This is a genomic window from Stenotrophomonas sp. TWI377 (assembly GCF_039674525.1).
In the GTDB taxonomy this organism is placed as follows: Bacteria; Pseudomonadota; Gammaproteobacteria; order Xanthomonadales; family Xanthomonadaceae; genus Stenotrophomonas.
The window spans coordinates 25,159-51,234 of the sequence record NZ_JBDJNT010000012.1 but is presented as its reverse complement, the minus strand read 5'-3'; the positions used below and the strand labels follow the sequence as shown (position 1 = coordinate 51,234).

General features: G+C 68.2%; 21 protein-coding genes and 2 tRNA genes. 12 read left to right on the top strand and 11 right to left on the bottom strand.

Going from position 1 to position 26,076, the window contains the following annotated elements; genetic code table 11:
* Nucleotides 1-71 precede the first annotated feature (71 nt).
* The 4 genes from ABE546_RS11790 to ABE546_RS11775 all read right to left on the bottom strand — a co-directional run bounded on the left by ABE546_RS11790 (nt 72) and on the right by ABE546_RS11775 (nt 3,006).
* Nucleotides 72-788: a hypothetical protein gene (locus tag ABE546_RS11790; RefSeq protein ID WP_346463792.1), complete on the bottom strand. Its 717-nt coding sequence runs from the start codon at nt 786-788 to the stop codon at nt 72-74.
* A 125-nt stretch (nt 789-913) separates the two neighbouring features.
* Nucleotides 914-1,438, bottom strand: a complete 525-nt coding sequence (locus tag ABE546_RS11785) for a hypothetical protein (RefSeq protein WP_123730687.1) — start codon at nt 1,436-1,438, stop codon at nt 914-916.
* A gap of 107 nt (nt 1,439-1,545) precedes the next feature.
* Nucleotides 1,546-1,621, bottom strand: a tRNA-Phe gene (locus ABE546_RS11780).
* A 203-nt stretch (nt 1,622-1,824) separates the two neighbouring features.
* The gene (locus ABE546_RS11775; RefSeq protein ID WP_313208999.1) at nt 1,825-3,006 is read right to left on the bottom strand and encodes a YbfB/YjiJ family MFS transporter; all 1,182 of its coding nucleotides are present in this window, start codon (nt 3,004-3,006) and stop codon (nt 1,825-1,827) included.
* A gap of 92 nt (nt 3,007-3,098) precedes the next feature.
* Here ABE546_RS11775 and ABE546_RS11770 point away from each other — a divergent pair, with 92 nt between their 5' ends.
* On the top strand, nt 3,099-3,905 hold the full coding sequence (locus ABE546_RS11770) for a helix-turn-helix transcriptional regulator (protein ID WP_123730689.1): 807 nt from the start codon (nt 3,099-3,101) through the stop codon (nt 3,903-3,905).
* Here the strand turns inward: ABE546_RS11770 and ABE546_RS11765 are convergent.
* Complete coding sequence (locus ABE546_RS11765) at nt 3,895-4,284, bottom strand: hypothetical protein (RefSeq protein ID WP_123730690.1); 390 nt, start codon at nt 4,282-4,284, stop codon at nt 3,895-3,897. The two genes, ABE546_RS11770 and ABE546_RS11765, sit on opposite strands and share 11 nt — an antisense overlap.
* A gap of 223 nt (nt 4,285-4,507) precedes the next feature.
* On the opposite strand from ABE546_RS11765, the gene ABE546_RS11760 reads away from it, so the two are divergent.
* Nucleotides 4,508-5,530: an NADP-dependent oxidoreductase gene (locus ABE546_RS11760; RefSeq protein ID WP_346463791.1), complete on the top strand. Its 1,023-nt coding sequence runs from the start codon at nt 4,508-4,510 to the stop codon at nt 5,528-5,530.
* Between the two features lie 124 nt (nt 5,531-5,654).
* Nucleotides 5,655-5,825, top strand: a complete 171-nt coding sequence (locus tag ABE546_RS11755) for a hypothetical protein (protein WP_176989378.1) — start codon at nt 5,655-5,657, stop codon at nt 5,823-5,825.
* 70 nt (nt 5,826-5,895) lie between these two features.
* On the opposite strand, the gene ABE546_RS11750 is transcribed toward ABE546_RS11755, so the two are convergent.
* Nucleotides 5,896-5,971, bottom strand: a tRNA-Ala gene (locus ABE546_RS11750).
* A 104-nt stretch (nt 5,972-6,075) separates the two neighbouring features.
* Nucleotides 6,076-7,401: an acetamidase/formamidase family protein gene (locus tag ABE546_RS11745; RefSeq protein ID WP_346463789.1), complete on the bottom strand. Its 1,326-nt coding sequence runs from the start codon at nt 7,399-7,401 to the stop codon at nt 6,076-6,078.
* A gap of 332 nt (nt 7,402-7,733) precedes the next feature.
* Between ABE546_RS11745 and ABE546_RS11740 the strand changes: the two genes are divergently transcribed.
* Nucleotides 7,734-10,082, top strand: coding sequence for a TonB-dependent receptor (locus ABE546_RS11740; protein ID WP_313209003.1), 2,349 nt, complete (start codon nt 7,734-7,736; stop codon nt 10,080-10,082).
* A gap of 88 nt (nt 10,083-10,170) precedes the next feature.
* Here the strand turns inward: ABE546_RS11740 and ABE546_RS11735 are convergent, their stop codons facing one another.
* Together ABE546_RS11735 and rnd are read right to left on the bottom strand one after the other, a co-directional pair.
* The gene (locus ABE546_RS11735) at nt 10,171-11,349 is read right to left on the bottom strand and encodes a serine hydrolase domain-containing protein (RefSeq protein WP_346463788.1); all 1,179 of its coding nucleotides are present in this window, start codon (nt 11,347-11,349) and stop codon (nt 10,171-10,173) included.
* Between the two features lie 284 nt (nt 11,350-11,633).
* Entirely contained in the window at nt 11,634-12,716 is a 1,083-nt protein-coding gene (rnd, locus tag ABE546_RS11730; protein ID WP_346463786.1) for a ribonuclease D, read from the bottom strand.
* Nucleotides 12,717-13,026: 310 nt separating this feature from the next.
* Here rnd and ABE546_RS11725 point away from each other — a divergent pair, with 310 nt between their 5' ends.
* Both ABE546_RS11725 and ABE546_RS11720 read left to right on the top strand, forming a co-directional pair.
* Nucleotides 13,027-14,853 carry a formylglycine-generating enzyme family protein gene (locus ABE546_RS11725; protein ID WP_346463841.1) on the top strand — a complete coding sequence of 609 codons (1,827 nt, stop codon included), beginning with the start codon at nt 13,027-13,029 and terminating at the stop codon, nt 14,851-14,853.
* A 108-nt stretch (nt 14,854-14,961) separates the two neighbouring features.
* Nucleotides 14,962-15,864: a M48 family metallopeptidase gene (locus ABE546_RS11720; protein ID WP_313218924.1), complete on the top strand. Its 903-nt coding sequence runs from the start codon at nt 14,962-14,964 to the stop codon at nt 15,862-15,864.
* 33 nt (nt 15,865-15,897) lie between these two features.
* Here ABE546_RS11720 and xseA read toward each other — a convergent pair whose 3' ends face one another.
* Entirely contained in the window at nt 15,898-17,238 is a 1,341-nt protein-coding gene (gene xseA, locus ABE546_RS11715; RefSeq protein ID WP_346463784.1) for an exodeoxyribonuclease VII large subunit, read from the bottom strand.
* A 60-nt stretch (nt 17,239-17,298) separates the two neighbouring features.
* Nucleotides 17,299-18,387 (bottom strand): tRNA epoxyqueuosine(34) reductase QueG, encoded by a 1,089-nt coding sequence (queG, locus tag ABE546_RS11710; RefSeq protein ID WP_313209008.1) that lies wholly within the window; start codon nt 18,385-18,387, stop codon nt 17,299-17,301.
* 73 nt (nt 18,388-18,460) lie between these two features.
* Between queG and ABE546_RS11705 the strand changes: the two genes are divergently transcribed.
* The 6 genes from ABE546_RS11705 to ABE546_RS11680 all read left to right on the top strand — a co-directional run bounded on the left by ABE546_RS11705 (nt 18,461) and on the right by ABE546_RS11680 (nt 25,992).
* Nucleotides 18,461-19,939 carry an NAD(P)H-hydrate dehydratase gene (locus tag ABE546_RS11705; protein ID WP_346463782.1) on the top strand — a complete coding sequence of 493 codons (1,479 nt, stop codon included), beginning with the start codon at nt 18,461-18,463 and terminating at the stop codon, nt 19,937-19,939.
* Between the two features lie 2 nt (nt 19,940-19,941).
* A complete protein-coding gene (tsaE, locus tag ABE546_RS11700) occupies nt 19,942-20,424 on the top strand; it encodes a tRNA (adenosine(37)-N6)-threonylcarbamoyltransferase complex ATPase subunit type 1 TsaE (RefSeq protein WP_259261485.1) in 483 nt (160 codons plus the stop codon).
* A gap of 88 nt (nt 20,425-20,512) precedes the next feature.
* Nucleotides 20,513-22,105 carry an N-acetylmuramoyl-L-alanine amidase gene (locus ABE546_RS11695; RefSeq protein WP_346463839.1) on the top strand — a complete coding sequence of 531 codons (1,593 nt, stop codon included), beginning with the start codon at nt 20,513-20,515 and terminating at the stop codon, nt 22,103-22,105.
* Nucleotides 22,106-22,212: 107 nt separating this feature from the next.
* Nucleotides 22,213-24,078: a DNA mismatch repair endonuclease MutL gene (gene mutL, locus ABE546_RS11690; RefSeq protein ID WP_346463781.1), complete on the top strand. Its 1,866-nt coding sequence runs from the start codon at nt 22,213-22,215 to the stop codon at nt 24,076-24,078.
* 10 nt (nt 24,079-24,088) lie between these two features.
* Nucleotides 24,089-25,027, top strand: a complete 939-nt coding sequence (locus tag ABE546_RS11685; RefSeq protein WP_346463779.1) for a DUF1684 domain-containing protein — start codon at nt 24,089-24,091, stop codon at nt 25,025-25,027.
* Nucleotides 25,028-25,029: 2 nt separating this feature from the next.
* On the top strand, nt 25,030-25,992 hold the full coding sequence (locus ABE546_RS11680; protein ID WP_346463838.1) for a TraB/GumN family protein: 963 nt from the start codon (nt 25,030-25,032) through the stop codon (nt 25,990-25,992).
* Nucleotides 25,993-26,076: the final 84 nt, after the last annotated feature.

The window sequence follows — 26,076 nt, the reverse complement described above, 5'->3', positions numbered from 1 at the left end:
TTGTGAATATTCCGTCATGCAGCGGCCGTCCCACGTCGCTGACCTGCGCGTGGCAGCGTGCGGCACCCGCGCTACCGACTGTCAGCGGAGAGTTCCCGCGTGGCGTTGCCGCTCTCGTCCAGGAAGCGCACCTTGGCATCTCCCGAGGGCGTGACCACCAACTCAAGCCGCGGCTTTCCTTGACCACCGCGCAGGGTCAGCATGGCATCGCGCGCATCAGACTTGCCAAGGAACACGCGCTCGGTGATCGTAGGAATGCCCTTCCGATGAAGTGCTTCGTCCCGCTCGGAGAAGAACGGGCGGGACAGGCCATCGGCAACGTCATTGAAGGTCAGCCCTGCGTAGTGTGTCCCGGCATCATCCACGCCCAGCAGTTGCATCTGCTGATCCTGCTGATAGCGATCAAAGGTCAGGCTCATGCCGCTGGAGGGTTTGCCGCTCTTGTCGAGCGAACCGTTGTAGATCAGCCCGCCGTTTTCCGTGCCTTCATCGTTGAAGAACAGCATGCCTGCCATCGGGCGCGGATGAGCTTGCTCCTTGTTGTGAATGACCACCCCAGGAAACAGCGTGCGATTGGAGATCGCCAGCCGCAACGTTCCGTCAGGTTCCTTGATGTTGATGCGCTGCGCATCAATGACATCAAAGCTGGCGCTGCGCTGTGACGTTGCACCCATCATCAAGGCGGCCATGGTGAGCAGGCCGGCTGCTGCGCAGCCCAGCGTCAGTCGCCGTTGGTTTCGCTGCAGATGCGCGATCTGCGCCTGCAGCACTTCGATGCTTTCGGACATCACCTCTCCCTGTGTGTGCGGCCATGGGGACGAACAAGCGCGGCCGCAGACGATCCTGTCCGCCGGGTGAGCATGCCAGCGCGTGGCGATGGACGGCAAGGCGCGCAACGGCCCGCCCGCGGAAATCATCCCTGAGCGGTGTGCCCGCTTTGCAGCGCGCGATGGATCTCCGCCTCGATCATCGCTTCATCGTCGCGTGCGGCCCAGCGGCTGATCGTGACGATCACCAGCACCGCGCCGGCCATGAAGTAGGCAGCAGGCACCACCGCCAGACTGGCCAACAGGGCAGGCGCGAGGTCGTGTGTGTGTTGCCAGTGCTTCACCACCGCCACCAGCGGAACGATGAGCAGACTGACGAACATGCCGATCATCAGGGTGCGGATGAAGGGATGCATCTGGAACGCACCTTCAAGCCGCGTGCCGCGTTCGGTGGGGATGCACTGGCCGATGAAATACGGCTTGAAAGAATTGGACACGAACGGGCGCGTCCAGCACAGGCGGATCCGTTGAGCGGAGGCCTTCCCGCGCATTCCGGCGACAGAGAGGCGCGGGCCATGCTGGATCGACTGCTTGAGGCGCAGCACGGTCACATCGATCGGGGATGTACTGTGGAAGGCAACAGGACGTTTGCCGAACAGCGCGGCGAACAAAGCACGAACCATGTGCGGAACCTCCTTCCTTGAACGCTGCGCGATGTAGCGACGCCGAACAACAGACAAAAAAAATGACCTGCATTTCTGCAGGTCATCTGAAATTGTGGTGGCCGGGGACGGAATCGAACCGCCGACACGGGGATTTTCAATCCCCTGCTCTACCAACTGAGCTACCCGGCCACTTCATCGCTGCGTTGCCGCTGGCGAGGACGCGAATAATACGGAGGTATGAGGGGTTCGGCAAGCGTTTCGGGAAAAAAATTTCACATTTGTTTCCAAACCCGTGTCCGCCCACATCCAAGTGCTTGATCCAGCGGGCCCGAACACATCACCCAAGCGCATGAACGTCGGTTCAGGCGGATGCTTTCCGCCGGTGCAGTTGATCAGCCCGTGGTGGATCGGGCGTCGTCGGGCATGCACCACAACAGCACGATGCCGATCACCATCATGATCGCCGCCAGCACCAATGCGCCCTGGTAGCTGCCGCTGTCGCGCGCCAGCGTGCCGGCGATCGCGGGGGCGATGATCTGGGCGACGCCATAACTCAGCGTCAGCGTCGCCATCGCCTTGGCAGGATTGTGCGGGTAGTGGCGACCGACCACGGTCAGGGTCAGGCTGACGATGCCGGCGAAGGTCAGGCCGAACAGCACGGCGCTGGCTGCGCCGGCCCACAGCCCGCCATCCAGCAAGGGCAATACGAAGGACGTAGCCTGCAACGCATAGGCGAGCATCAATGCACGGATCAGTCCAAGCCGGTTCGAGAGCCGATCCCAGGCAAACGTCGAGGGGATGGCGGTGAGGCCGACCAGGACCCACACCCAACTGCCGTGGCCGGCGAAGGCAGGGGTCTGCACCAGGATGGCGACGATGAAGGTCGCGCTGACCACGAAGCCGACCCCCGCGCAGAAGTACGAGGCGATCAGCAGCCAGCGCCAGCGCCGCCCGGGTGGCGGGGGAGCGTTGGCCCCAGTGGCACTGGAGATCGCTGCCGGCGGCGGCATCCATGCCCAGGCCGGGATCAGGAACACCACCGCGAGGGTGCCCAGCGCGATCCACTGCCGGGAGGACGCCAGTTGATCGGCCATCGCCGCAGCCGCCAGGCCCGAGACCGCGATCCCTACCCCGAGGCCGGCGAAGTGCAGGCCGAGCTGTGGGCGGCGCTGATGGGCGAGCAGCCAGTTGAGCACCAGCCCGGAGGCGAGCAGCAGGCCGGCGGTGCTGGACAGGCCGGCCACGAAGCGCAGCACGCCCCAGGTGGCCATGTCCGTGGTGGTGCCCATCAGGCCGGTGGATACCACTGCCAGGACCAGTCCGATGCGGTAGAAGCGGAATTTCAGCTGCATGTCGCCGACCCGGGCGACCAGCACAGTGCCGGCCAGGTAGCCCAGATAGTTGAACGTTGCCAGCCAGCCGCCGCCGGCTGCCGTGAGCCCGGCGTCGAGCCGCATCACCGGCAGCAGCGGGGTGTAGGCAAAGCGCGCCAGGCCGACCGTGAGTACCAGCGCGCAGATGCCGGCCGTGATGACCTGCCAGGCGCGGCGGGGAGGCGGGATCGAGAGTGACATGGGTGGGGGGGCAGCGGGGAGGGCCCATGGTCCGTGGACAGAGGTGACCGCGTCTTTCGATAGAATGACCCATCCTGTCGATGAGGCGTCACATGGCCACGGCGGAACCCACTGCGCCGGGTTGGCGCGAAGTCCCGGTGCCGCCGCTGCGGCGTCTGCCCTGGCCGGTGGTGGCGCGCAGCCAGCGACTGGAGGCGGGCGAGCGCTTCCCGCCGCACGTGCACGGCTGGAACCAGCTGGTCCACGCCAGCACGGGTGTGCTGCAGGCCAGCGCCGGGCAGGCACGTCACGTGATCACCCCGCAGCAGGCGCTGTGGGTGCCGACGGGCACGTCCCATCACACGGGCGCGTTGAATACCTCGGCGTTCCGCAATCTTTACGTGGCGGATGGGCCGGCACTGGGTATGCCCACGCATTGCGTGGTACTCGATGTGTCACCGCTGTTGCGCGAACTGATCATTGAACTCGATCGCACCGTGCCCGATCACGACCGCACCTACTACGCCACCTTGTGCACCCTGATCACTGCGCAGTTGCCGCGCCAGCGGCAGCACACCCGGCACCTGCCGTGGCCGCAGGATGCGCGCCTGCAGCGCTGGTGCCAGGCACTGTACGAGCAACCTGCCGATACCCGCAGCGTGGAGGACTGGGCGCCCTTGCTGGGGGCATCGCCGCGTACCCTGGCGCGCCACTTTGAACGCGAGACCGGCATGCGGCTGCGCGAGTGGCGGTTGCGGCTGCGCCTGCTGCGCGCCATCGAGTGGCTGGCGCAGGGGCGTTCGCCCACGGTAATCGCGCACGAGCTGGGCTATGCCTCGGCGTCGGCGTTCAACTACATGTTCCGGATCGAGATGGGCATGAGCCCGCTGCAATGGAAGCGCGCACGCCCTACGGCGTGACCGGGCAGGCCAGGCTGACCAGCCGCTCATCCTCGAAGCGTGCACGGATCGAGCCGTTGTCGGCCTTGCCTGCGGGCCACTCCGCTTCGGCGCCCGCACCAGGCAGGGGATTGCCCAGGTGGAAGTACACGCGGCCACGGCTGTCGCCGACCTGCACTTTGTTGCATGCCACGATAGGTGACGCCATCTCGCCGCAGTCGCCCTGCAGCAGGCACAGGCGCGTGTGGCACTTGCCTGCACCGGACGACCAATGGCCTTGCGCGGCCAGGCAACCGGGCTCGGTCGCCAGAATCGCCCAGCATGTCAGGCCGAACACCGTGGTGGCGGACATCAACACGGGCAGCAGGTAGCGGCGTCGGCTGGAGGAGGGAACGTTCATGACGCGATCATGCGCCCTGGCCGGCGGCGCGGGCAACGCATGCGCGGTGCAGCGTACGGATGGAATGCTGTGACGCCATCGGGATGATCGGTCCCTGTCGCACAAGGTGATTGCACAGCCGCGTCGTCCTGCACCGATGGAACGCTGTTTTACCCCCCGCCCGGACGTGCCTGGACGGCGTACTGTCGGGATTCCTTTTTCGTCTCCCCGGAGCGATCCTCTGATGACCGCGCTCACCAACACCCGCATCGTCCTCGCCTCGCGCCCGAACGGTGCTCCCGTCTCGTCCAACTTCCGTATCGAACACGTGCCGGTTCCCGCGCCTGGCCCGGGCGAGGTGCTGCTGCGCAATCGCTATCTGTCGCTGGATCCCTACATGCGCGGTCGCATGGAGGAGGGGCCGTCCTACGCCGCACCGGTTGCGCTGGATGCGGTGATGGAAGGGCGCACCGTTGCTGAAGTGCTCGCCTCCAACCATCCCGGTTTCGCCATCGGCGAGCATGTGCTGGCTCAGGGCAACTGGCAGACGCATGCCGTCATCGACGGCGATCAGCTCAGCCGCAAGCTGGAAGACAACGGCCTGCCGATCAGCACTGCACTGGGCGTGTACGGCATGCCCGGATTCACGGCGTACGTGGGCCTGCAGGAAATCGGCAAGCCGCAGCCGGGCGAAACGCTCGTGGTGGCGGCTGCCAGCGGCCCGGTGGGCGCGACGGTGGGTCAGATCGCCAAGCTGCAGGGTGCGCGCACGGTGGGCATTGCCGGTGGCGAGCAGAAGCGCGCGTATCTGGAAACGCTGGGCTTCGATGTAGCGCTGGATCACCGCGCCGACGATTTCGCCGCGCAGTTGCGTGCGGCGGTGCCCGACGGCATCGATGTCTACTTCGAGAACGTCGGGGGACACGTCTTCGATGCGGTCGCGCCATTGCTCAACGACTTCGCGCGCATTCCGGTCTGCGGCACGATCGCCACCTACAACGCGCGCGGTGCGGTGTTGCCCGGGCCGGACCGGCTGCCGGGTTTCATGAGCCAGGTGCTGCGCCAGCGCCTGACCGTGCGCGGCTTCATCCAGTCGGATCTGCACGCCTTCTTCCCTGCGTTCCTGCGCGACATGGGGCAGTGGCTGAAGGACGGCCGCGTGCAGTATCGCGAGGACATCGTGCAGGGACTGGAACGCGCGCCGGAGGCCTTCTTCGGACTGCTCAAGGGCCACAACTTCGGCAAGCTGGTGGTCAAGCTGGATTGAGCGGCGCGGGGCGTGTGAGTGCGACGTGTGCAAGGCCGTGCCGATCGTGATTCGTGCATCACGATCGGCCGGTTAGCCTGCGGATGAAGGCCCCGTACCGGGAACCGCACAAGTGAGTAGATCCATGGCAGACACCAAGCCCAGCGAACACGGCAAGCAGGAAGGCATCGAAGAGAGCCAGCAGGACCGCAAGCAGGATGAAACCGCCAAGCAGCGGCCGGGGCAGACCGATCAAGCGATCCACGATGCAGGCACGCGCCGGCCGGAGCGCAAGGACACTCCCGAGGGCGCGTGAGCAACTGCGCGAAGGCTGTGAAAACAAGAGCGCCCCGGGAAGCTGATTCCCGGGGCGTTCTGTTGAATAGTGGTGGAGCCAAGGAGGATCGAACTCCTGACCTCGTCGATGCGAACGACGCGCTCTCCCAGCTGAGCTATGGCCCCACGGATGCTGCTGCTGCGTGGCGTCACCGGCCTCGGCCGTACCCCGCAATGCGCCTAGTCTAGCGCCGACCGGCGGCGCCTGCCAAGTGGGGCCTGCGTTCGGCTCAGTGCCTGCCGCGCGCCTCGGCGGGCGCGCGTTCCACCTGCTGCAGCAGGGATTTGTCCAGTTTGGCGGCCACGCCGACGCTGCGCCCGGCCAGGTTGGCCACCACGAAGCTGACCGAACTCCCCAGCACCTGGGCCGTCTCGGACAGGCTCAACCCGTAGTCCTGTTCCAGCCACTGCGCCATCCCGGCGGTCGCCGCGCGCAGGGCCTCATCCAGCGAGCCGGCCTGGCCCAGGACCATCAACTGCGTGGCCGATTCCACCCGCGGCGCTGACTGCGCCCGGGACTTGATCACCTCCACGCTGAAGTCCACGTCCATCGAGGTCTCCAGCGCGTACTGCGAGGTTTCGCCATCGCCCTGCAGTGCGTGCGCATCACCCAGGTAGAGCAGGGCGCCGGGCTGGGATACCGGCAGATACACGGTCGCGCCCTCGCGGATTTCGTTGAAGTCCATGTTGCCGCCGAAGCGGCCGGTGTCGCCGGTGGAGATCGGCGCGTTGCCGAACCCAGGTGCCACCGCCAGCCCGCCGAGCATCGGCCTGACCGGCACCCAGAAGTCCTTGAGCTTGCCGGTGGCCGCCTCTGGACGGGCACGGCCGCGTTCGCGGTCCAGGGTCCAGCGCACCGGTTTGTCCAGCGCGGTGGCCTTCGCCGCCAGGGCCGGTGTCAGCGCGCGTCCCACGATGCTGTCCAGGCTGTCGGCGTAGTCACGGTTTAAGCGCAGGCGTTTGATGTGGATCGCCAGCACATCGCCGGGCTCGGCCTCCATCACATAGAACGGCCCCGTCTGCGGATTGCCGAACAGCGCCCGGGTCTGGCCCTTGGCGTCCACGCCGCCGGAATCCAGCGTCGTGGTGCGCACGCTGTCGCCCGGCCAGATCGTCAGCACGGGTGCGCGGTGGGGTGAGAACTCGTTCGAATAGGAGGTGGGCACGAAGTCATGCTGGCGGGGGCCGTCGGCCGGCCGCTCGGGCAGACGGCGCGCGCTGAAGGGGTGCATCGCGCGTCGCTCGCTGGCGTTGGTGTCGGGATAATCGGCCGTACCGCGCAGGGTCGTGCCGGTCTGCTCGCCGCGGAAGCGGTAGGTCGCGCCATCGCTGCCGGTGACGACAAACGCCAGCTCGTTGCCCTGGCGGCTGCCCTGCAGGGTGTCCCCATCGAAGCGCCCCTCCACCGGACCCTGCTGGTCGGGCAGGGTGAGCAGCTGGTAGGCCGGGTTTCCCCACAGGTCGGTGGTGACCAGCCACTGTGCGGGCGATTCGGCGGCGTGGGCGGCCGAGGCGGACAACAACAGGAGCAGGCAGGCCAGTTGGCGAGAGGACATGCGGAGATCTCGTGGATGACCGGTTCAGTGTTCGCCGCCGCTGCCAGGGCGACAAGTGCCGGGCGACACGTGACCGATGGCCCGGAAAGCGTCACACGCGAATCCCGCCCTTCCGGCGCGCGCCTTGGCCGGGCATAATCCGCGCCAGAAAACGCGGCCGCATAGCCAGTGGACCAGGGGGGCCGGACAGCCGTCGCCCACAACGCCCTGACACCAATCTGCAACATCCAGCCAATACCGTGCCGCATCGCTGTCTCCACAGCGATGTCGATTTCCTATGGTGCCCGGCCATCGCGCCGGCTGCCCCGATCTGTACTACCCGAGACCTCTGCATGCCCGCTCTACGCCACGCCCCTGTGTCGACGCGTCTTCTCTCCCGTTCCCTCTCCACCACCGCCGTGCTGCCGCGCCGCCGCGCGCTGGCGCTGGCCTGCGCGTCCGCTGCGCTGATGCTGTCCGCTGCCGCCTCGGCGCAGGACGCGCAGTCCGCCAGCGCCACCTCGCTGGACACCATCACCGTCACCGCCGACCACCGCGAGCGCAACCTGCAGGACGTGCCGGTCTCGGTCGGCGTGGTGCAGGGCGAGAAGATCCGCGACTACACCGCTGGCGGCGATGACACCCTGCTGGCGCTGTCGGGCAAGGTGCCCAGCTTCTACGCTGAAACCACCACCGGCCGCATCTTCCCGCGCTTCTACATCCGTGGCCTGGGCAACATCGATTTCTACCTGGGTGCCTCGCAGCCGGTGTCGATCATCCAGGACGACGTGGTGCTTGAGCACGTGGTGCTGAAGTCCAACCCGGTCTACGACGTGGACCAGATCGAAGTGCTGCGCGGCCCGCAGGGCACGCTGTTCGGCCGCAACACCACCGCCGGCATCGTCAAGTTCGACACAATCAAGCCGAGCCAGGACTACAGCGGCCGCGTGCAGGCCAGCTATGGCTCGTACGGCAGCGTGGCCATCGATGGCGGCTTCGGCGGCCCGATCAACGACATCGCCTCGTTCCGCGTGTCGGCGCTGTACCAGCACCGCGATGATTACGTCGACAACACCTACCGCGGCCCGAGCGCCGATGGCACGGTCTCGCCGAAGAAGAACGCGATGGGCGGCTTCGACGACCGCAACGTGCGCGCGCAGCTGCTGCTGCAGCCGAGCGACAACTTCTCGCTGCTGGCCTCGGCCCACGCACGCGATTACGACGGCACCTCGACCCTGTTCCTGCGCAGCGCGCTGACCAAGGGCTCCAACAAGACCGACGTGCCGCGCGACCAGGTCGCCTACGACGAAGCCGACAACAACCCGCAGGCCTACAAGACCTACGGCGGGTCGGTGAAGGCGATCTACGACTTCGGCAACGTCTCGCTGACCTCGATCACCGCCTACGAAACCACCTCCGGCTACAGCCGCGGTGACACCGACGGCGGCGCCGCCGTGAACTATCCGGTCAACGGCGTGCCGAACGGCTACGGCCAGTCGATGGGCCAGATCCGCGATCTGGACCAGTGGACCCAGGAGTTCCGTCTGGCCAACGCCGATGACAACCGCCTGAAGTGGCAGGTCGGCGCGTTCTACTTCGACGGCCGCGACACCACCGATTTCTACCAGCGCGCCTGGTTCCTGCAGGGCAATGCCCGCAATCCGAACAACTGGGTGCGCCTGCGCAACGTCAACACCTCCTGGGCTGGTTTCGGCCAGGTCAGCTATGACGTGACCGACAAGTTCACCCTGACCGCCGGCTTGCGCCAGACCAAGGACGAGAAGAAGACCCGTCTGCTCAAGACCGCCGATACCGCCGCCGGTGCCGTGACCTACAAGGGCCGCACCTACGTGGAGATGTCCGACACCACGCCGAGCTGGGACCTGAGCGCGATGTACGCGTTCAACCCGCAGCTGAGCGTGTATGCGCGCGTGGCCCGCGGCTTCCGTGGCCCGACCATCCAGGGCCGTTCGGCCGTGTTCAATGCCGATTTCACCACGGCGAACTCGGAAACCATCCTGTCCTGGGAAGCCGGCATCAAGAGCAGCCTGTGGGACAACCGCCTGCGCGTGAACGCCGCCGCGTTCACCTACGTGGTCAATGACATCCAGCTCAACGGCAACGATTCGGACGGCAACGGCGTGCTGTTCAACGCCGACAAGGCCAAGGCCTACGGTCTGGAAGCGGACATGGAGCTGCGCCCGATCCCGAACCTGGCCCTGAGCGCCGGTGTCAGCCTGCTGCACAGCAAGATCCAGGACGACCGCGTGTACGCGCAGGTCTGTGCCCTGAACGGCGCCGTGGTGTGCACCGTGAATGACCCGACCATCAAGGTCGGTGCCAACACCTTCGCGCAGATCAACGGCAACCCGTTGCCGAACGCACCGAAGTACAACATCAACCTGGCCGCGCGTTACGACATGCCGGTCAATGACAGCGATGTGTTCTTCGTCTCCACCGATTGGAACAAGCAGGGCTATACCAGCTTCGTGCTGTACGACTCGGCCGAGTTCAACTCCAAGGGCAGCTTCGAAGGCGGCCTGAAGCTGGGCTACTCTGCCAACTACGGTGCCTGGGAAGTGGCGCTGTTCGCGCGCAACATCACCAATGAGAAGAACCTCAAGGGTGTGATCGAGAACTACATGGCCGCGGTCTACAACGAACCGCGCACCGTGGGTGTGTCGCTCAACATGAACTGGTAAGACACGCGATCGCCGGTGCCGCAGGGCACCGGTGAGCGTGATGCGTGTTCCGACAACGCCCCGCACCTGCGGGGCGTTGTCGTTTCTGCTACTTGGCGGGCGCCCCGGCTGCAGCGGGCGCCAGCTCGGCGAACAGTCCGCCCAGCACGCCCATGGTGGCCTGGTCGGCGCCCATGTCTTCGGCGGCATTTGCGATGGCGATAACGCCGTTGTTCTGGCCAGGGAACAGCACCACCCAGGCCAGCCAGTTGCCGTCCGAGCCGCCGTGCACCAGCACCGGCCCCTGGCGACCGGCGATCGACGGCTGCACGCCCCAGTCCAGCCCGGAGCCACTGCCCGGCTGAACGGTCTGCATCAGCGCGTAGGACGCCGCTGTCAGCAACCTGCCTTTGCCCTGGCTGCCCGCGAGCTGATCGATGGCGAACAGCGCCAGATCGTGCAGTCGCATATGCAGGTTGCCGGCGGCAGTGTAGAGCGGCGGCACCCCGTCATCGGCCTTCTGCGGCGCGGTGGTCACCGGCTTGCCGCCGCGATGGCCCACCGGTTGCCCGGCCGGAGTGGGGCCGAACCCGGCACCGGTCATGCCCAGCGGCTGGAACACTTCGCGCTGCATCAGCGTTTCCACGTCCTTGCCCGTGGCACGTTCGGCGATCACCGCCGCGATCAGGAAGCCGCTGTTGCTGTAGGCGAATTCGGTGCCGGGCGGATGCACCGGCGCTTCGGCCAGGGCTGCCTTGACGTAAGCCTCGCGCTGCACGGGCAGGGCCCGGCTATCGACGAAGAACGCGTCCAGCGCGGCGGCGTCGGTGAGGTTTTCCGGCAGGCCGGCGCGGTGCGAGAGCAACTGCACGAGGGTGACGCTGCGGTAGGCCGGCTGCATCTGTGCGGCGACGTCGGGCAACAATGTCGACAGCGGCGCATCCCAGCCCAACACGCCCTGTTCGACCAATCGCGCGATCATGGCCACGGTGATCGGTTTGCCGGTGGAGCCGATCATCCATTGATCCTCCGTGGTGACCGGCGTGGACGCATCGTTGCGGCGGACGCCCCGCACGGCATGTTCAGCGACCTTGCCATCGCGGATGACCAGCACGCCCATGGCCGGTGTGGCGGTGCCCTGCAGGGCCTGCGCGAGCCGTGCGTTCAGATCATCGGCAGCGCTGGCCGTGGTGGCCGCCAGCAGCAGGGTCATGCCGAGCCAGCGGTGCAGGCGGCGCGTGGTGCGGCGAGGGGTGGGGGCGTTCCTTCGAGTCGCGATCAGATGCATGGGAGTCCTTTGCGCAGCCGCGTGGGCAGAACCTGCGCCGGCGGCACGGTCCTGCGGGATGCCGTGTCCGGACCGCGCCTGGAGCAGGCGGGGAACGGTGCGTGCGATTCACTCTTGCATGCGTTTCAGACCCGCGTATGTGTCTGCAGTCATGCCGATGGCGGCAGGTCAAAAGGGTGACGCGATCCGTTCAGGAATCGACGGCGTTGCGCCGTCGTCAGTGCACTGAAACGCTGGGCGAGGCGGTGCATCGGTGCGGTGGGATACGCACCGAAGCCCCAAGGTCAGGCCGCCGGCGGCAACAGCGGCGAGAGGATCGGCTCCAGCTGCGCCTGGCGCCAGCCCGCGAGCGCGGCCGGCCATTGGCGGCTTTCCAGATAGCTTTCCAGATGCTTGCGCGAGGCGAGCACCCCATCAGGCAGGCCGAGTTCGGCGCTGCGCGCGCTGACGGCATCCTGCAGCCGCTTGAGCGCCTGCTTGTTGGCATCGTTGGCCGGCAGCGCCAGCGGTGCCTCGGCTTCGTCGGCCAGTGGGGTGGACAGCGCCTGCCACACCTGGGCGGCCAGTTTGCGCGGGGCCTTGGGGAAGCCTTCCATCAGCTTGGACAACGCCTCCACATCGGCCGGCGGGGTGCGTGCGAGCACGGCAGCCAGTTCGTTGTCGAGTACCCAGCTGCGCGGCTTGTCACTGGCGCGCGCCTGCACGTCGCGCCAGCGCAGCAGCCGCAGCAGGCGCAGCTGCGCGGGGGTATCCATGAACTGTGCCGAGCGCATCGCCACGTGCGGCCAGCGCTCTTCATCGTGTTCGACACTGGCGAGCAGGCGCTCGGCGTCGTCCTGCAGCCATTGGCGGCGGCCCAGTTCTTCCAGGCGGGCCTCGATGGTGTCGTGGATCTGGAACAGGTATTCCACGTCGTCGGCGGCGTACTCCAGCTGCGCCTCCGAGAGCGGGCGGCGCATCCAGTCCGAGCGGGTTTCGCCCTTGGCCAAGGTGACGCTGGTGACTGCCGTGACCAGTTTCTGGTAGCCCATGCCGCCGCCGATGCCGGCCAGCGACGCACCGATCTGGGTATCGAACAGCGGCCGCGGCAGCACGCCGCAGGCGACCTTGAAGGTGACCAGGTCTTCGCTGGCGCTATGCATGATCTTGAGGATCGAGGTGTCGGCCAGCCACGGGGCCAGGGCCGCGTTCATGCCGGGGATCAGCGGGTCGATCAGCAGGATTTCATCACCGACCGCCATCTGCACCAGCGCCAGTTGCGGCCAGTAGGTGCGTTCGCGGATGAACTCGGTGTCCAGGCCGATGCGGGTGGGGCGCTGGCGGTAGCGCTCGTCCAGTTCCGCCGGGGTTTTGATCCAGTAAGCCACGTGGGATTCCATGTACTGCAAAGGGGTGCTCAGGTCGGGGAGGATAGCCTAACGCCATGCGATGCCATGCCATGTCCGGCATCCCGCCGTGCGGTGATGAACGCCCGGGCCGGGGACGGTCGCCCCCCGCGACGGTGGCGATTATGATGATCCCCTGCCTGCGCCTGCGGCATGCCCCCTGGATCGCCATCGCGCCCCGGGCGGCGGCTTGCGACGTGGCGTGGGCACCAGCAAGACGATGACACGCCCCAAGGACCCCCATTTGCGACCGTCAGGCCCATTGCCGCTGCTGTTCACTGCTCTGTTGGGCATGCTGGCCGCATGTTCTCCCGCGCCCGCGCCGGCACCGTCGGCAGCGCCGGCGGCCAAGCCGGCTGCCGCACCGGCCAAAGCGAGCGCGCCGGTGGCGCAGGTCACCATCGGAGGCGAGGACGCTGCCGAGACGGTGGAGCGCTGGCAGCCACCTGCCGTCACCCTCGTTGACGACGACGTTGTCCAGGCTCGCCGCGACGCCGCACGCGCCTTCGAGGAAGACCGGCTGTACCGCACCGCCGAGGACGCGATCCCGATCTGGCTTGCCCTGCTGCAGCACGCCCCCAAGGACCGCGTGGCCGAGGCCGGGCTGAAACGCGCGCGGCAACGCCTGCTGCAGGAGGCGTCCGCCTTGTTGCAGCGGCCGCTCAAGCAGCGCGAGGCCTTGGCCCAGGCCAGCGAGATGGCCCTGGTACTGCTGACCCTGGCGCCGGACGATCCCAAGGTGCGCGAGCTGCAGTCGCGGGTGGAAATTGCCCAGCGCGTGGTGGCGTACAACCGCGCCGGCGAAGACGATCTGCGCGCGGACCGCATCGGCGAAGACGGCGATGGCGCCATTCCCAATTTCCGTGAAGCACTCGCACTGGACGCGGACAACCCCCGCGCCCGGCAAGGACTGGCAGCGGCCGAGAGCGCGCTGATCCGGCGTGCCGAGACGGCGGCGCTGGCGGCCGATTTCGCGACGGCCGGTACCTGGCTGGCCGAAGCGGCCAAGGTCCGGGACTCCTCCATCACCATTGCCGACGCCTTCGAACGTATCGAGAAGATCCGCTCCGACACCCTGGTGCGGCTGCGTAACGAGGGTCTGCGCGATCTGGCCACGCCACAGGGACTCAAGCCGGCCCGGCAGAAGCTGGAAGATGCCCTGCGCATCGCGCTGCCCGGTGATCCTGTCGTGGGGCAGCTGCGCGAGCGCATCGAACTGGTCACCCATTACGGCAGCTTCCGGCCGCGGCAGGTGTTCAGCGACGCGCTGCGCGATGGCGGCCGCGGGCCGCAGATGATCGTGGTGCCGCACGGCGGGTTCCAGATGGGCGCGGCCGAGAACGAGCTCGGCGCGACCGATGCCGAGAAGCCCGCACACTACGTGCGCTTCGAGCGCGGCTTCGCGATGTCGATCACCGAAGTGACGGTCGCCGATTTCCGCCGCTATGTGCAGGCTACCAAGGCCCGCCCCCGGGCCACCCGGCGCGGCCATTCGATCGTGTATGACGAGCGCAGCGGCAACTTCGTCCGGCGCAGCGGGGTGGACTGGCAGTCCGATTACAACGGGGCCGAGGCGATCGCCAACCTGCCGGTGATGCACGTCAGCGTGCGCGATGCCGAGAATTACGCGACCTGGCTGTCCGAACAGACCGGGCGCTCCTACCGGTTGCCCAGCGAGGCCGAATTCGAGTACGCGCTGCGCGCCGGCAGCAGCGGCCGATATCCATGGGGTGATGCGGGCACGCCGCCCGCGCGCGCGGGCAATTTCACCGGGGCCGAGGATGTCTCGCCCTCCGGACGGCACTGGTACAACGCCTTCGTCGGCTATGGCGATGGGTATTGGGGGCCGGCCCCGGTGGCCAGTTTCGATCCCAATCCGTGGGGTCTGCACGACATTGCCGGCAACCTCAGCGAATGGGTGGCCGACTGCTGGCATGCCAGCTACCGGCGGGCGCCGTCCGATGGCGTCGCGTGGTTCAACCCGGGCTGCCGGCAGCGCGTGATCCGCGGTGGCAACTGGGCCAATGCGCCGGCACAGACCCGCGCGGCGTGGCGGCAATCGCAGGATTCGGACACCACCAGCGCACGGATCGGCTTCCGGCTGGTCCGTGGCATCTGAGGACGTCCCCGACGTGAGGTGACGGGATTTCACCCGGCCCCCCGGCGCGCGCTCTAGGATTGGCACAGTGTCGGGCAGGGTGCCGCGGCCATCTCAGGAACCACGCGCATGCGCAACGATCCATTCGGCGGTCAGCAGCAGGGCCGCGCCCGGCGGCCAGGCCTGTTCGGCAACATCCGCTGGTGGGTGCTGCTGGCGTTTGCCGGCTATGCCGCGTTCTACTGGTTCTCCAACCGTGCGGTGGATCCGTATACCGGCGAAAGCGTGTTGATCGACAGCTCGCTTGATGCGACCCAGGAAAAGGCGCTGGGCCTGCAGGCCTACCAGGAGATCCTGGCGCAGGAGCGACCGCTGGATCCCAGTGCGCCACAGTCACGCGAAATCCAGGCGATCGCCCAGCGCCTGATCGCCAAGGTGGACGTCGTGGAAACCGCGCTCGCCGAAGAGCATGGCCTGAAGCCTGCGCACTTCGCGCGGGAGTTCGAATGGGAGGTCAACGTGATCCCGTCCGACCAGGCCAATGCGTTCTGCCTGCCAGGCGGCAAGATGGCGGTCTACACGGGGCTGATCCCGGTGGCGCGGACGGTGGACGCGATGGCGGTGGTGATGGGGCATGAAATCGCGCACGCCTTGCTGCGGCACGGTGCCCAGCGGATGGCCCAGCAGAAAATGACGCAGATCGGACAGATGGCCGGTGCCGCCAGCGGCATGGACCCGCAACAGCAGCAGATGATGATGTCGGCGATGGGCTACGGCTACCTGCTGCCGTACGCGCGCAGCCATGAGACCCAGGCCGATGAAGTGGGCCTGATGCTGGCCGCGGCCGCGTGTTTCGATCCGCAGGAAGCCATTCCGCTGTGGGAGCGGATGGGGCAGGCCAGTGGGGGGCAGTCAACGTCGGAGTTCGCGTCCACGCATCCCAACCCGGGCACGCGCATCCAGAACCTGCAGGCGTTGATGCCCAAGGCGATGGAGTACCGGCAGAAGTTCTGCGAAAGCGCGGGGCGTTGAAGGCGAACTGCGCAGCAGCGTAGGCGTGGCGGATCAGCGCGCCGGTTCGTTGACCGTTACGTCGATCACGCCGTCCTGCACGCGCGCCTTGAGCGTATCGCCCGGGCGCACCTGCAAGGGCGAGCGCACCAGGCTGCCATCGTCCTCGCGGGTCAGGATCGCGTAGCCACGCGCAACCGTGGCCAGCGGACTGACCGCTTCCATGGAGCGGGCGAGGGCACGCAGGCGCAGGCCGTCGCGCTGCAGCTGGCGGCCGATCGCACTGTCCGCGCGCGGCTGCAGGCGCTGCAGGCGCTCACGCAGGGCGTCCAGCCGGCGCTGCGGATGGCCGCTGCGCAGTACGGCCGCGGCGTGGCGCAGGTGGGCAAGACGGTTCTGATGCTGCGTGGCCCAGGCCGCGTGCAGGCGGCGCGCAACGTCCTGCTGCCGGCGCTGCAACAGCTGCAGGCGTGATTGCGGGCTCTGCGCGTTGAGGCGGAGCAGGGCACGGTCCGCGCGCTGCATGGCCTGTCCCAGGCTGTGCCGCTGCAGCTGCGCCAGACGCGCGTCGAGGCGACGCACACGCAGCAGCAGGTCACGCTGATCAGGCACCAGCAGTTCGGCCGCGACCGACGGCGTCGGCGCGCGCAGATCGGCGGCGAAGTCGGCCAGGCTGAAGTCGGTTTCGTGACCCACGGCAGACACCACCGGGGTCTGGCTGGCCGCGATCGCGCGGGTCAGCTGCTCATCGTTGAAGGCCCAGAGATCTTCCATCGAGCCGCCACCGCGGGTCAGCAGGATCACGTCATAGCGGCCGCTGGCATCAGCGCCACGCAGCAGCGAGGTGATCTGCGCGGCAGCGCTGTCGCCCTGCACCAGGCTGGGCAGCAGATCGACCTCGAGCATCGGGAAACGCCGTTCAAGGACGCTCAGCACGTCGCGTACCGCCGCGCCGGTGGGCGAGGTGATCACCGCCAGGCGACGCACATGTGCCGGCAGCGGGCGTTTGCGCTCCGGCGCGAACAGGCCCTCGGCCTCCAGGCGCGCCTTGAGCTGCTCGAAGGCGCGGCGCAGGGCGCCTTCGCCGGCTTCTTCCATGTGGTCGAGCACCATCTGGTACTCGCCGCGGGCTTCGTACAGGGTCAGCCGGCCACGCGCGAGCACGCGCATGCCTTCGCGCGGCACGAACTTCAGCCACTGGCTCTTGGGCTTGAACAACGCCGCGCGGATCTGCGACCGCGCGTCCTTCAGCGTGAAGTACATATGGCCCGAGGCCGGGCGCGTCACGCTGCCCAGCTCGGCCTCCACCCAGATCAACGGGAATGCGCCCTCCAGCAGGTCGCGGGCCAGGATGTTGAGCTGGCTGGGCGTGAGAATCTGCGCGCTGCGGTCCATGGAGGAATCAGGCCAAACGGTACGAACGGGGGGCCATGGTCGCACGTCGGCGGCAATGCTTCATCCCGCGGCGGCGCGGTCGGCGTGCTGCTGCAGCGCCCAGGCCACATGCTCGCGCACGATCGCCGAAGGATGCTCGCGTCGTGCATGCAGCGCGGCCAGCGTCTCGGCATGGGCAGGTGCATTGCCCAGCGCCACGGCGATGTTGCGCAGCCAGCGTTCATGCCCGCTGCGGCGGATCGGGCTGCCCTCGGTGCGGCGCAGGAACTCGTCTTCTTCCCAGGCGAACAGCTGGGCGAGCGAGGCGGTGTCCAGATCGTTGCGCGCGCGGAAATCCGGCTCGTCGGTGCGCTTGGCGAACTTGTTCCAGGGGCAGACCAGCTGGCAGTCGTCGCAGCCGTAGATACGGTTGCCCATCGCCGTGCGCATTTCCTCGGGAATCGCGCCGTCGTGTTCGATGGTGAGGTAGGAGATACAGCGGCGTGCATCCAGGCGGTGCGGGGCGATGATCGCCTGGGTCGGGCAGACATCGATGCAGCGCGTGCAGGTGCCGCAGTGTGCGGTGGCCGGTGTATCCACCGGCAGCGGCAGGTCGACGTAGATCTCGCCGATGAAGAACCACGAGCCGCCCTGTTTGTCGATCAGGCAGGTGTGCTTGCCGATCCAGCCCAGCCCGGCATTGCGGGCGAGCGCGCGCTCCAGCACCGGGGCCGAATCAACGAACACGCGGTAGCCGAACGGCCCGATCTCGGCGGCGATGCTGTCGGCGAACTTCTGCAGCCGGTTGCGCATCAGCTTGTGGTAATCGCGGCCCAGCGCGTAGCGCGCCACGTAGGCGCGGTCACCATCGTGCAGGGTGGCCCAGGCTTCAGCGTCGTCCTTGTGGCCGTAATCCATGCCGACCGAGATCACCCGCACCGTGCCCGGCAGAAGCTCGTCCGGCCGGGCGCGCAGCGTACCGTGGCGCGCCATCCACTCCATCGTGCCGTACAGGCCCTTGCCCAGCCAATCGGCCAGATGCGCCTCGTCTTCGCGCAGATCGATGCCGGATACCCCGCAGCGCTGGAAGCCGTGCACGCCCGCGATCGCACGGATGCGTTCGGCGGCACGGGCCAGATGGACGGGGGCGGGCAGGGGAACGGCGGACATGGCCTGGGCGGAAACGGAGCCTGGGGGAGGGCGCGACAAGGCTGCGCCTGGGCGACAAGTATAGAATCCCGGCATGCCCGAGCTTGCTGAACTGTTCGATATCGCCGCTGCGCGCCGCCTGGATGCGCAGGCCAGTGCCTTGCTGGGCGATGGGGGGGGCTCGCTGATGGAAGAGGCCGGCCAGGCCGCCTGGCACTGCCTGCTGGATCGCTGGCCGCAGGCGCAGCGCATCGGTGTGGTGGTGGGGGCCGGCAACAACGGCGGCGATGGCTACGTGCTGGCCCGTCTGGCCCGTGAAGCCGGCCGCCTGGTAACCGTGCTGCGGCTGGACGCCGATGCGCCGGCCACGACGTTGGCGCAGCGGGCCGAGCAGGCGTTCATCGCCACCGGCAGTGCGGTGGCGCGCTTCGATGGCGTGCTCCCGCCGGCAGACCTGCTGGTGGACGCGCTGTTCGGCATTGGCCTGAACCGCGCGCCGGCCGGTGCCGCGGTGGATCTGATCACGGCCATCAACGGCGCTGGCGTGCCGGTGCTGTCGCTGGACGTGCCCAGCGGTGTGGATGCGCGCACCGGTCACGTGCCGGGCATTGCCATCCGTGCCACGGTCACCCTGCAGTTCATCGTGCGCCACCAGGGGCTGTATACCGGCGCAGCGCTGGAGCATGTCGGCGGTCGCCGCCTGGCCGCGCTGGATCTGCCCGCGGACGCTGGCGAAGGCGTGCAGCACAGCGCCGAGTGCTGGCAGCAACCGCGCCTGCGCGCGCAGCTGCCGGCGCGACGCGCCAACACCCACAAGGGCGAATCCGGCCACGTGCTGTGCGTGGGCGGCAACCTCGGCAGCGGAGGCGCGGTGATGCTGGCCAGTGAATCGGCGTTGCGCGCGGGCGCAGGGCTGGTGAGTGTGGCGACGCAGCCACCGCATGTGGCACCGCTGCTGGCGCGCCTGCCCGAAGCGATGGTGCATGCCGTCCAGGACGCGCAGGAACTGCAGGCCCTGCTGCCCCGCGCGGGGGTGGTCGCGATCGGGCCTGGCCTGGGCCAGGACGACTGGGCGCACGAACTCTGGCGCCAGGTGCTGGCCAGCGGCAAGCCGCTGGTGGTCGATGCCGACGCCCTGAACCTGCTGGCCAAGGCGCCGCAGCCGCTCCATGACGCGATCCTGACCCCGCACCCGGGCGAGGCCGCGCGCCTGCTCGGGCTGAGCACCGCGCAGGTGCAGGCCGATCGCTTCACGGCGGCCAAAGCGCTGGCCGAGCGTTTCCACGCGGTGGTGGTGCTCAAGGGCGCCGGCACCGTGGTCGCCGCGCCCGATGCGCTGCCGCGGGTGATGGCCGCCGGCAATCCCGGCATGGCCGTGGGTGGCATGGGCGACCTGCTTACCGGCATCATTGCCGCCCTGCGCGCGCAGGGGCTGGGCGCCTTCGATGCCGCCAGCACCGGCGCATTGCTGCACAGCCTGGCCGGCGATGCCGCCGCCAGTGACGGCCAGCGGGGCCTGCTTCCCACCGATCTGCTGGCGCCGCTGCGCCGGCTGGTCAATCTGGACGTTTGAACATGATCGAGTTTTTCCTCGCGCAGACCGAAGACACCGACCTGCTCGGGCAATGGCTGGCCGCGACCCGGCCGCCGCAGGCGGTGATGCAGCTGCAGGGCGACCTGGGGGCCGGTAAATCCACCCTGGCCCGCGCACTGCTGCGCGCGCTGGGCGTGCAGGGGGCGATCCGCAGCCCGACCTACACCCTGGTGGAGCGCTACCCGCTGGCCGACGGCCACGAGGCCTGGCACCTGGATCTGTACCGGATCGGCAACGCACAGGAGCTGGATTTCCTCGGGCTGGACGAGGGCAGCGCCTCGCTGTGGCTGGTCGAGTGGCCCGAGCGCGGTGCCGGTGCCTTGCCGCCGACCGACCTCGAAGTGGCCCTGGATATCCAGGGACAGGGGCGTCGCGCCCGGCTCACCGCCACCAGTCCGGCCGGTCGTGAATGGCTCGCTCGGCTGCCCCAAGGGGGTGACTTGCAGGCCCTTTCTGTCGGCTGACACTAGGAAACACCGGCAGGTTACGGATTATTAAGGGAAAAGGAGTTGCATTTCATTCAGCGCGGTGATTGAATCCAGACCCATGCCAATGGGGAAATCACTCGCCGCCCTCTGCACTGCCGTCGGACTCTGTCTGGCGAGCGCGCTGTCGTGGGCGGGCGAAGTCCGCCAGGTGGCCGTGGAGACCGGTGCGACCGGTACCCGTGCGGAGATTTCGCTGGCCGGCAGCGGGGGCTACAAGACCCTGTCCCTGGCCGGTCCGAACCGCCTGGTGGTGGATTTCCCGGACTCCAGCGCGATCCGCAACCTCAAACTGCCTGCGCCCAAGGGCGTGGTCACCGCTGTCCGCACCGGGCAGCCGGTGCCAGGCACGTTCCGCGTGGTGTTCGATCTGGCCGAATCGGTCGCGCCGTTCCGTCCGCAGATGATCAAGCAGGGCAATGAGTCGCGCTTGGTCATCGAGTGGCCGGGCGATGCGCCGGCCGCGACCCCCGTTGCCAGTGCGCCCGCGCCCACCCCGGCCGCAGCGCCTTCGCCCACGCCAGCGGCGTCGACGCCGGCCGCCGCACCGGCACCGACCGCCGCACCGACCGCTGCCCAGACTGCACAGGCACGCAGCGATGCCGCGCGCGCCACCGCCTTGCTGACCGCGTCGGTACGCCAGCAGGCCAGCGCCACGGTCGCCACCTCGGCGCCGGGCCCGGCTGCCGCGACGGCCACCACCGTCAACGTCGCTGCGGCTGGGACCGCCAACGCGGCCAGCAACAGCGCGTCGCCGGCCGCGATCCTGGCCGGTCAGTCGACCCCGGCGGTCGTGGCCAGTGCGCCGGTTCCCGCGCCCGCGCCGACCCCGGCGCTGCAGGACAACCCGCGTCCGGCCATGCCCAGCGACGCTTCGCGCGTGAAGATGCGCGCCGGTATGCGCCCACTGGTGATCGCGATCGATCCCGGCCATGGCGGCCAGGATCCCGGCGCCGTCGGCCCGACCGGCAAGCGCGAAAAAGACATTACCCTGGCGGTGGCACGTGAACTGGCCCGCCAGGTCAATGCGACGCCCGGGCTGAAGGCCTACCTGACCCGCGACAGTGACGTGTTCATTCCGCTGCCGATGCGCGCGCAGAAGGCGCGTGCGGCCAAGGCCGACATGTTCATCTCGATCCACGCCGATGCCGCCGAGAACCGGGCCGCGACCGGCTCCTCGGTGTACGTGCTCTCCACCAAGGGCGCCTCCTCGCAGCGTGCGCGCTGGCTGGCCGACAAGGAAAACGCCGCCGATCTGGTCGGTGGCGTGCGCCTGCAGCAGACCGAAGGCACCCTGGCCAACGTGCTGCTGGATCTGGCCCAGAGCGGTTACATGAAGGCCTCCGAAGACGCGGCCGGGCATGTGCTGGGCGGCCTGAAGCGGATCGGCAAGAACCACAAGCCCAATATCGAGCGTGCGAACTTCGCGGTGCTGCGCACCTCGGACATGCCGGCGATGCTGGTCGAAACCGCCTTCATCTCCAACCCGGATGAAGAGCGCCGCCTGATCGATCCGGCCTACCAGCGCCAGATCGCCGGCGCGGTGCTGGACGGTGTGCACACCTTCTTCAGCCGTCAGCCGCCGCCGGGCACGCTGTACGCCGCGCGCGCCCAGGCGGAAATCGATGCCGCCGGCACCGTGGCGGGCGGCAGCAAGTAACCCCTCCGGGCTGCACTGCCCGGCGCACGCTATCATCACGGGATGACGTCCGTTTCCCGAATTCCCAGCGCCACCACGCCCGCCACCTCCACTGCCCGGAGGTGCGCATGAGCATCCGCCAACTCCCTGAGATCCTGATCAACCAGATCGCCGCCGGCGAGGTGGTCGAACGCCCGGCGTCGGTGGTCAAGGAACTGGTCGAAAACGCGTTGGACGCCGGCGCCACCCGCGTGGATATCGACCTGGAAGAGGGTGGTGTGCGGCTGATCCGCATCCGCGACGACGGCGGCGGCATCGCCCCGGAAGAGCTGCCGCTGGCAGTGTCGCGGCATGCAACCAGCAAGATCGCCAGCCTGGATGATCTGGAGTCGGTGGCGACGCTCGGCTTCCGCGGCGAAGCGCTGCCGTCGATCGCCTCGGTCAGCCGCTTCACCCTGAGCTCGCGCCGCGCCATCGACGAGCACGGTTCGGCCCTGCAGATCGAAGGCGGTCGGCTGGGCGAAGTCACGCCGCGTGCGCATGCGCCCGGCACCACGGTGGAAGTGCGCGAGCTGTTCTACAACGTACCGGCGCGCCGCAAGTTCCTGCGCGCCGAGCGCACCGAGCTGGGCCATATCGAAGAGTGGCTGCGCTCGCTCGCGCTGGCGCGCCCGGATGTCGAGCTGCGCGTGTCGCACAACGGCAAACCCTCGCGCCGCTACAAGCCCGGCGACCTGTACTCGGATGCGCGCCTGGGCGAAACACTGGGCGAAGACTTCGCCAACCAGGCGCTGCGGGTGGATCACAGCGGGGCCGGTCTGCGCCTGCACGGCTGGATCGCGCAGCCGCACTATTCGCGGGCCAGCACCGATCAGCAGTACCTGTACGTCAACGGCCGTTCGGTGCGCGATCGCAGTGTCGCCCATGCGGTGAAGATGGCCTACGGCGACGTGCTGTTCCATGGCCGTCAGCCGGCGTACGTGCTGTTCCTGGAACTCGATCCGACCCGCGTGGACGTCAACGTGCACCCGGCCAAGCATGAGGTTCGCTTCCGCGACTCGCGCCTGATCCACGATTTCGTCTACCGCACGCTCAAGGAAGCGCTGGCCGACACCCGTGCCGGCATGACCGCGGCCGGTCCCCAGGTGCATGCCACCGAGAGTGCCGCTACCGCGGCGCCGGCCTACGGCCTGCCGTCCGCCGGCAGCACCGGCTATGCGCTCGCCGGCAACGGAGCAGGCGGCGGCGGCGACTGGCGCCCGCAGCAATCCCCCTTGGGGCTGCGCGTGGCCGATGCGCCGTCCGCCTATGCAGCGCTGTATGGCGCGCCGGGCGGTACCGCAGCGACCGGCAGCCTGCCGCCCATGCCGACCGAAAACGGCCTGCCGATGACCGCAGCCGACAGTGGCGTGCCGCCGCTGGGTTATGCGATCGCGCAGTTGCATGGCATCTACATCCTGGCCGAGAACGCCGAAGGCCTGATCGTGGTGGACATGCACGCGGCGCACGAACGCATCGGCTACGAACGCCTGAAAACCGCGCACGATGGCATGGGCCTGCATGCGCAGCCGCTGCTGGTGCCGATCACCCTGGCGGTGGGCGAACGCGATGCCGATACTGCCGAGCGCGAGGCGGAGACCTTGACCTCGCTGGGCTTTGAGATCACCCGCGCCGGCCCCGGTTCACTGCACGTACGCAGCATTCCGGCGTTGCTGGCCAATGCCGAACCCGAAGCGCTGCTGCGCGACGTGCTCACCGACCTGCGCGAGCATGGGCAGAGCCGACGCATTGCCAGTGCCCGCGACGAACTGCTGTCCACCATGGCCTGCCACGGCGCGGTGCGCGCCAACCGGCGGCTGACCGTGCCGGAAATGAACGGCCTGCTGCGCGACATGGAAATTACCGAACGCTCGGGTCAGTGCAATCACGGCCGACCGACCTGGGCGCGTTTTTCGCTGGCGGAAATCGACCGCTGGTTCCTGCGCGGACGTTGAGAGGAAGGTCATGAAGCACTGGGGAGTGTGGGCCGCCGCGTTGCTGCTGGCAGTGAGCGTGTCGGGATGCGGCGAAAAGAATGAGGCGACACCGGCGAACGTGGCGGTCGATCCGGCCTTCGAGGCCGAACAGCAGCAGTGGCGCCAACAGCGCTATGAAGCGCTGCACGCCGCCGATGGCTGGACCAGCCTGGTTGGCCTGCACTGGCTGGAGTACAAGGCGCACTACATCGGGCGTGGGCCGGGCAGCGGCATCCGTTTGGCGGTCGGCCCCGACAAGCTCGGCATGGTCGCGCGCGAGGGCAGCACCGTCTGGTTCACGCCGGAGCGTGGCGTGCCGATGCGCGTGGAGGGCAAGCCGGTCACCGGCCGCATCCGCTTCTTCAGTGATCGCGATCCAACGCCGACAGTCATCGCCTTCGATGACGACAAGGGCCGGCTCAGCCTGATCCATCGCGGTGAGCGCTTCGCGCTGCGGGTCAAGCACGCCGATGCCCCCTCGCGAACGAACTTCACCGGCCTGACGTACTGGCCGGGGGGGCCGTCCTGGCGCATCACTGCGCGCTTCGTGCCACATCCGGCCGGCAAGACGCTGCCGATCGTGGACATCACCGGACTGACCACGAACCTGCCCAATGCCGGCACGCTGGAATTCGAGCGCGCTGGCCGCACCTGGCGGCTGGAGGCGATCGGCGAGCCTGGCCGCGAGTTGTTCGTGATCTTTGGCGATCGCACCAGCGGCCACGGCAGCTATCCGGCCGGCCGCTATCTGGATCTGCCCGCGCCCGACGCGCAGGGCCGGGTGGTGATCGATTTCAATCACGCCTACAACCCGCCGTGCGCGTTCACCCCGTTCGCGACCTGTCCGCTGACCCCCCCTGAAAACCGCCTGGACCTGCGTGTGGACGCCGGTGAGCAGGCGTACCACGCCCCTGAAGGAGAGGCTTGATGATCTTGATGTTGTCGCGTGTCGTGTCCCCGTTGCTGATCGCGGCGAGCCTGTTGGTCGGTACGGGCGGCGCCGAAGCGCGCCCCGCGCCGCCGAGCGCGCCGGCAGCGGCGAAAGCCACCCCGCCGGTCCCGCTGTTGTGGAAGGTGACCGGCCCGGGCGACAGCCGCCTGTATCTGCTGGGGTCGTTCCATCTGCTGCAGCCGAGCGATTACCCGCTCTCTGCCGATGTCGATCAGGCGTTCACGGCGTCCCAGCGGGTGGTGTTCGAGCTGTCGCCGCAGGACATGGAATCGCCGCAGCTGGCACAGAAATTGGTGCAGGCCGCGATGCGCACCGATGGCTCGGAGCTGAAACGCGATCTGGACGCCGCGACCTGGACCAGGCTGCAGGCCTATGCGCAGGAGAACAAGCTGCCGCTGGCCCAGCTGCAGGGCATGAAGCCGTGGTTCGTCGGCCTGACGATCACCCTGAGTCAGTTCACCAAAATGGGGCTGGACCCCGCGCTCGGCCTGGATCGACATTTCATGACCCGCGCCGCGAGTGCCGGCAAGGCGACCGCCGGGCTGGAAGACATCGATACCCAGATCGCGGTGCTGTCGGGGATGTCGGCCAAGGAGCAGCAGCAGATGGTGGCCGAAGCGCTGGAGCAGGCCGGCAAGGGCGACGAGATGGGGCGCAAGCTGCATGACGCCTGGCGCCGCGGCGACGACAAGCTGCTGTGGACCTCGATGGCCACCGAAATGCGCGGCCAGTACCCGCAGCTGTACAAGCGCATCAACACCGACCGCAACGATGCCTGGGTGCCCAAGCTGCAGCAGCATCTGCAGGCCGGGCAGGGCGGCACGATGGTGGTGGTGGGCACGTTGCACCTGCTCGGCAACGACGGTGTGGTCGAAAAGCTGCGCGCCAAGGGCTACAAGGTGGAGCGCGTCTGCACCGGCTGCGCCAAGCCCAAGCGCTGATGCGCGCGGCTGGACGGCGATAGGGCCGACCGCACGGCGTCGATGACGTCGCCGGACCCTGAAACGAGAAAAGGCGCGGCCCGA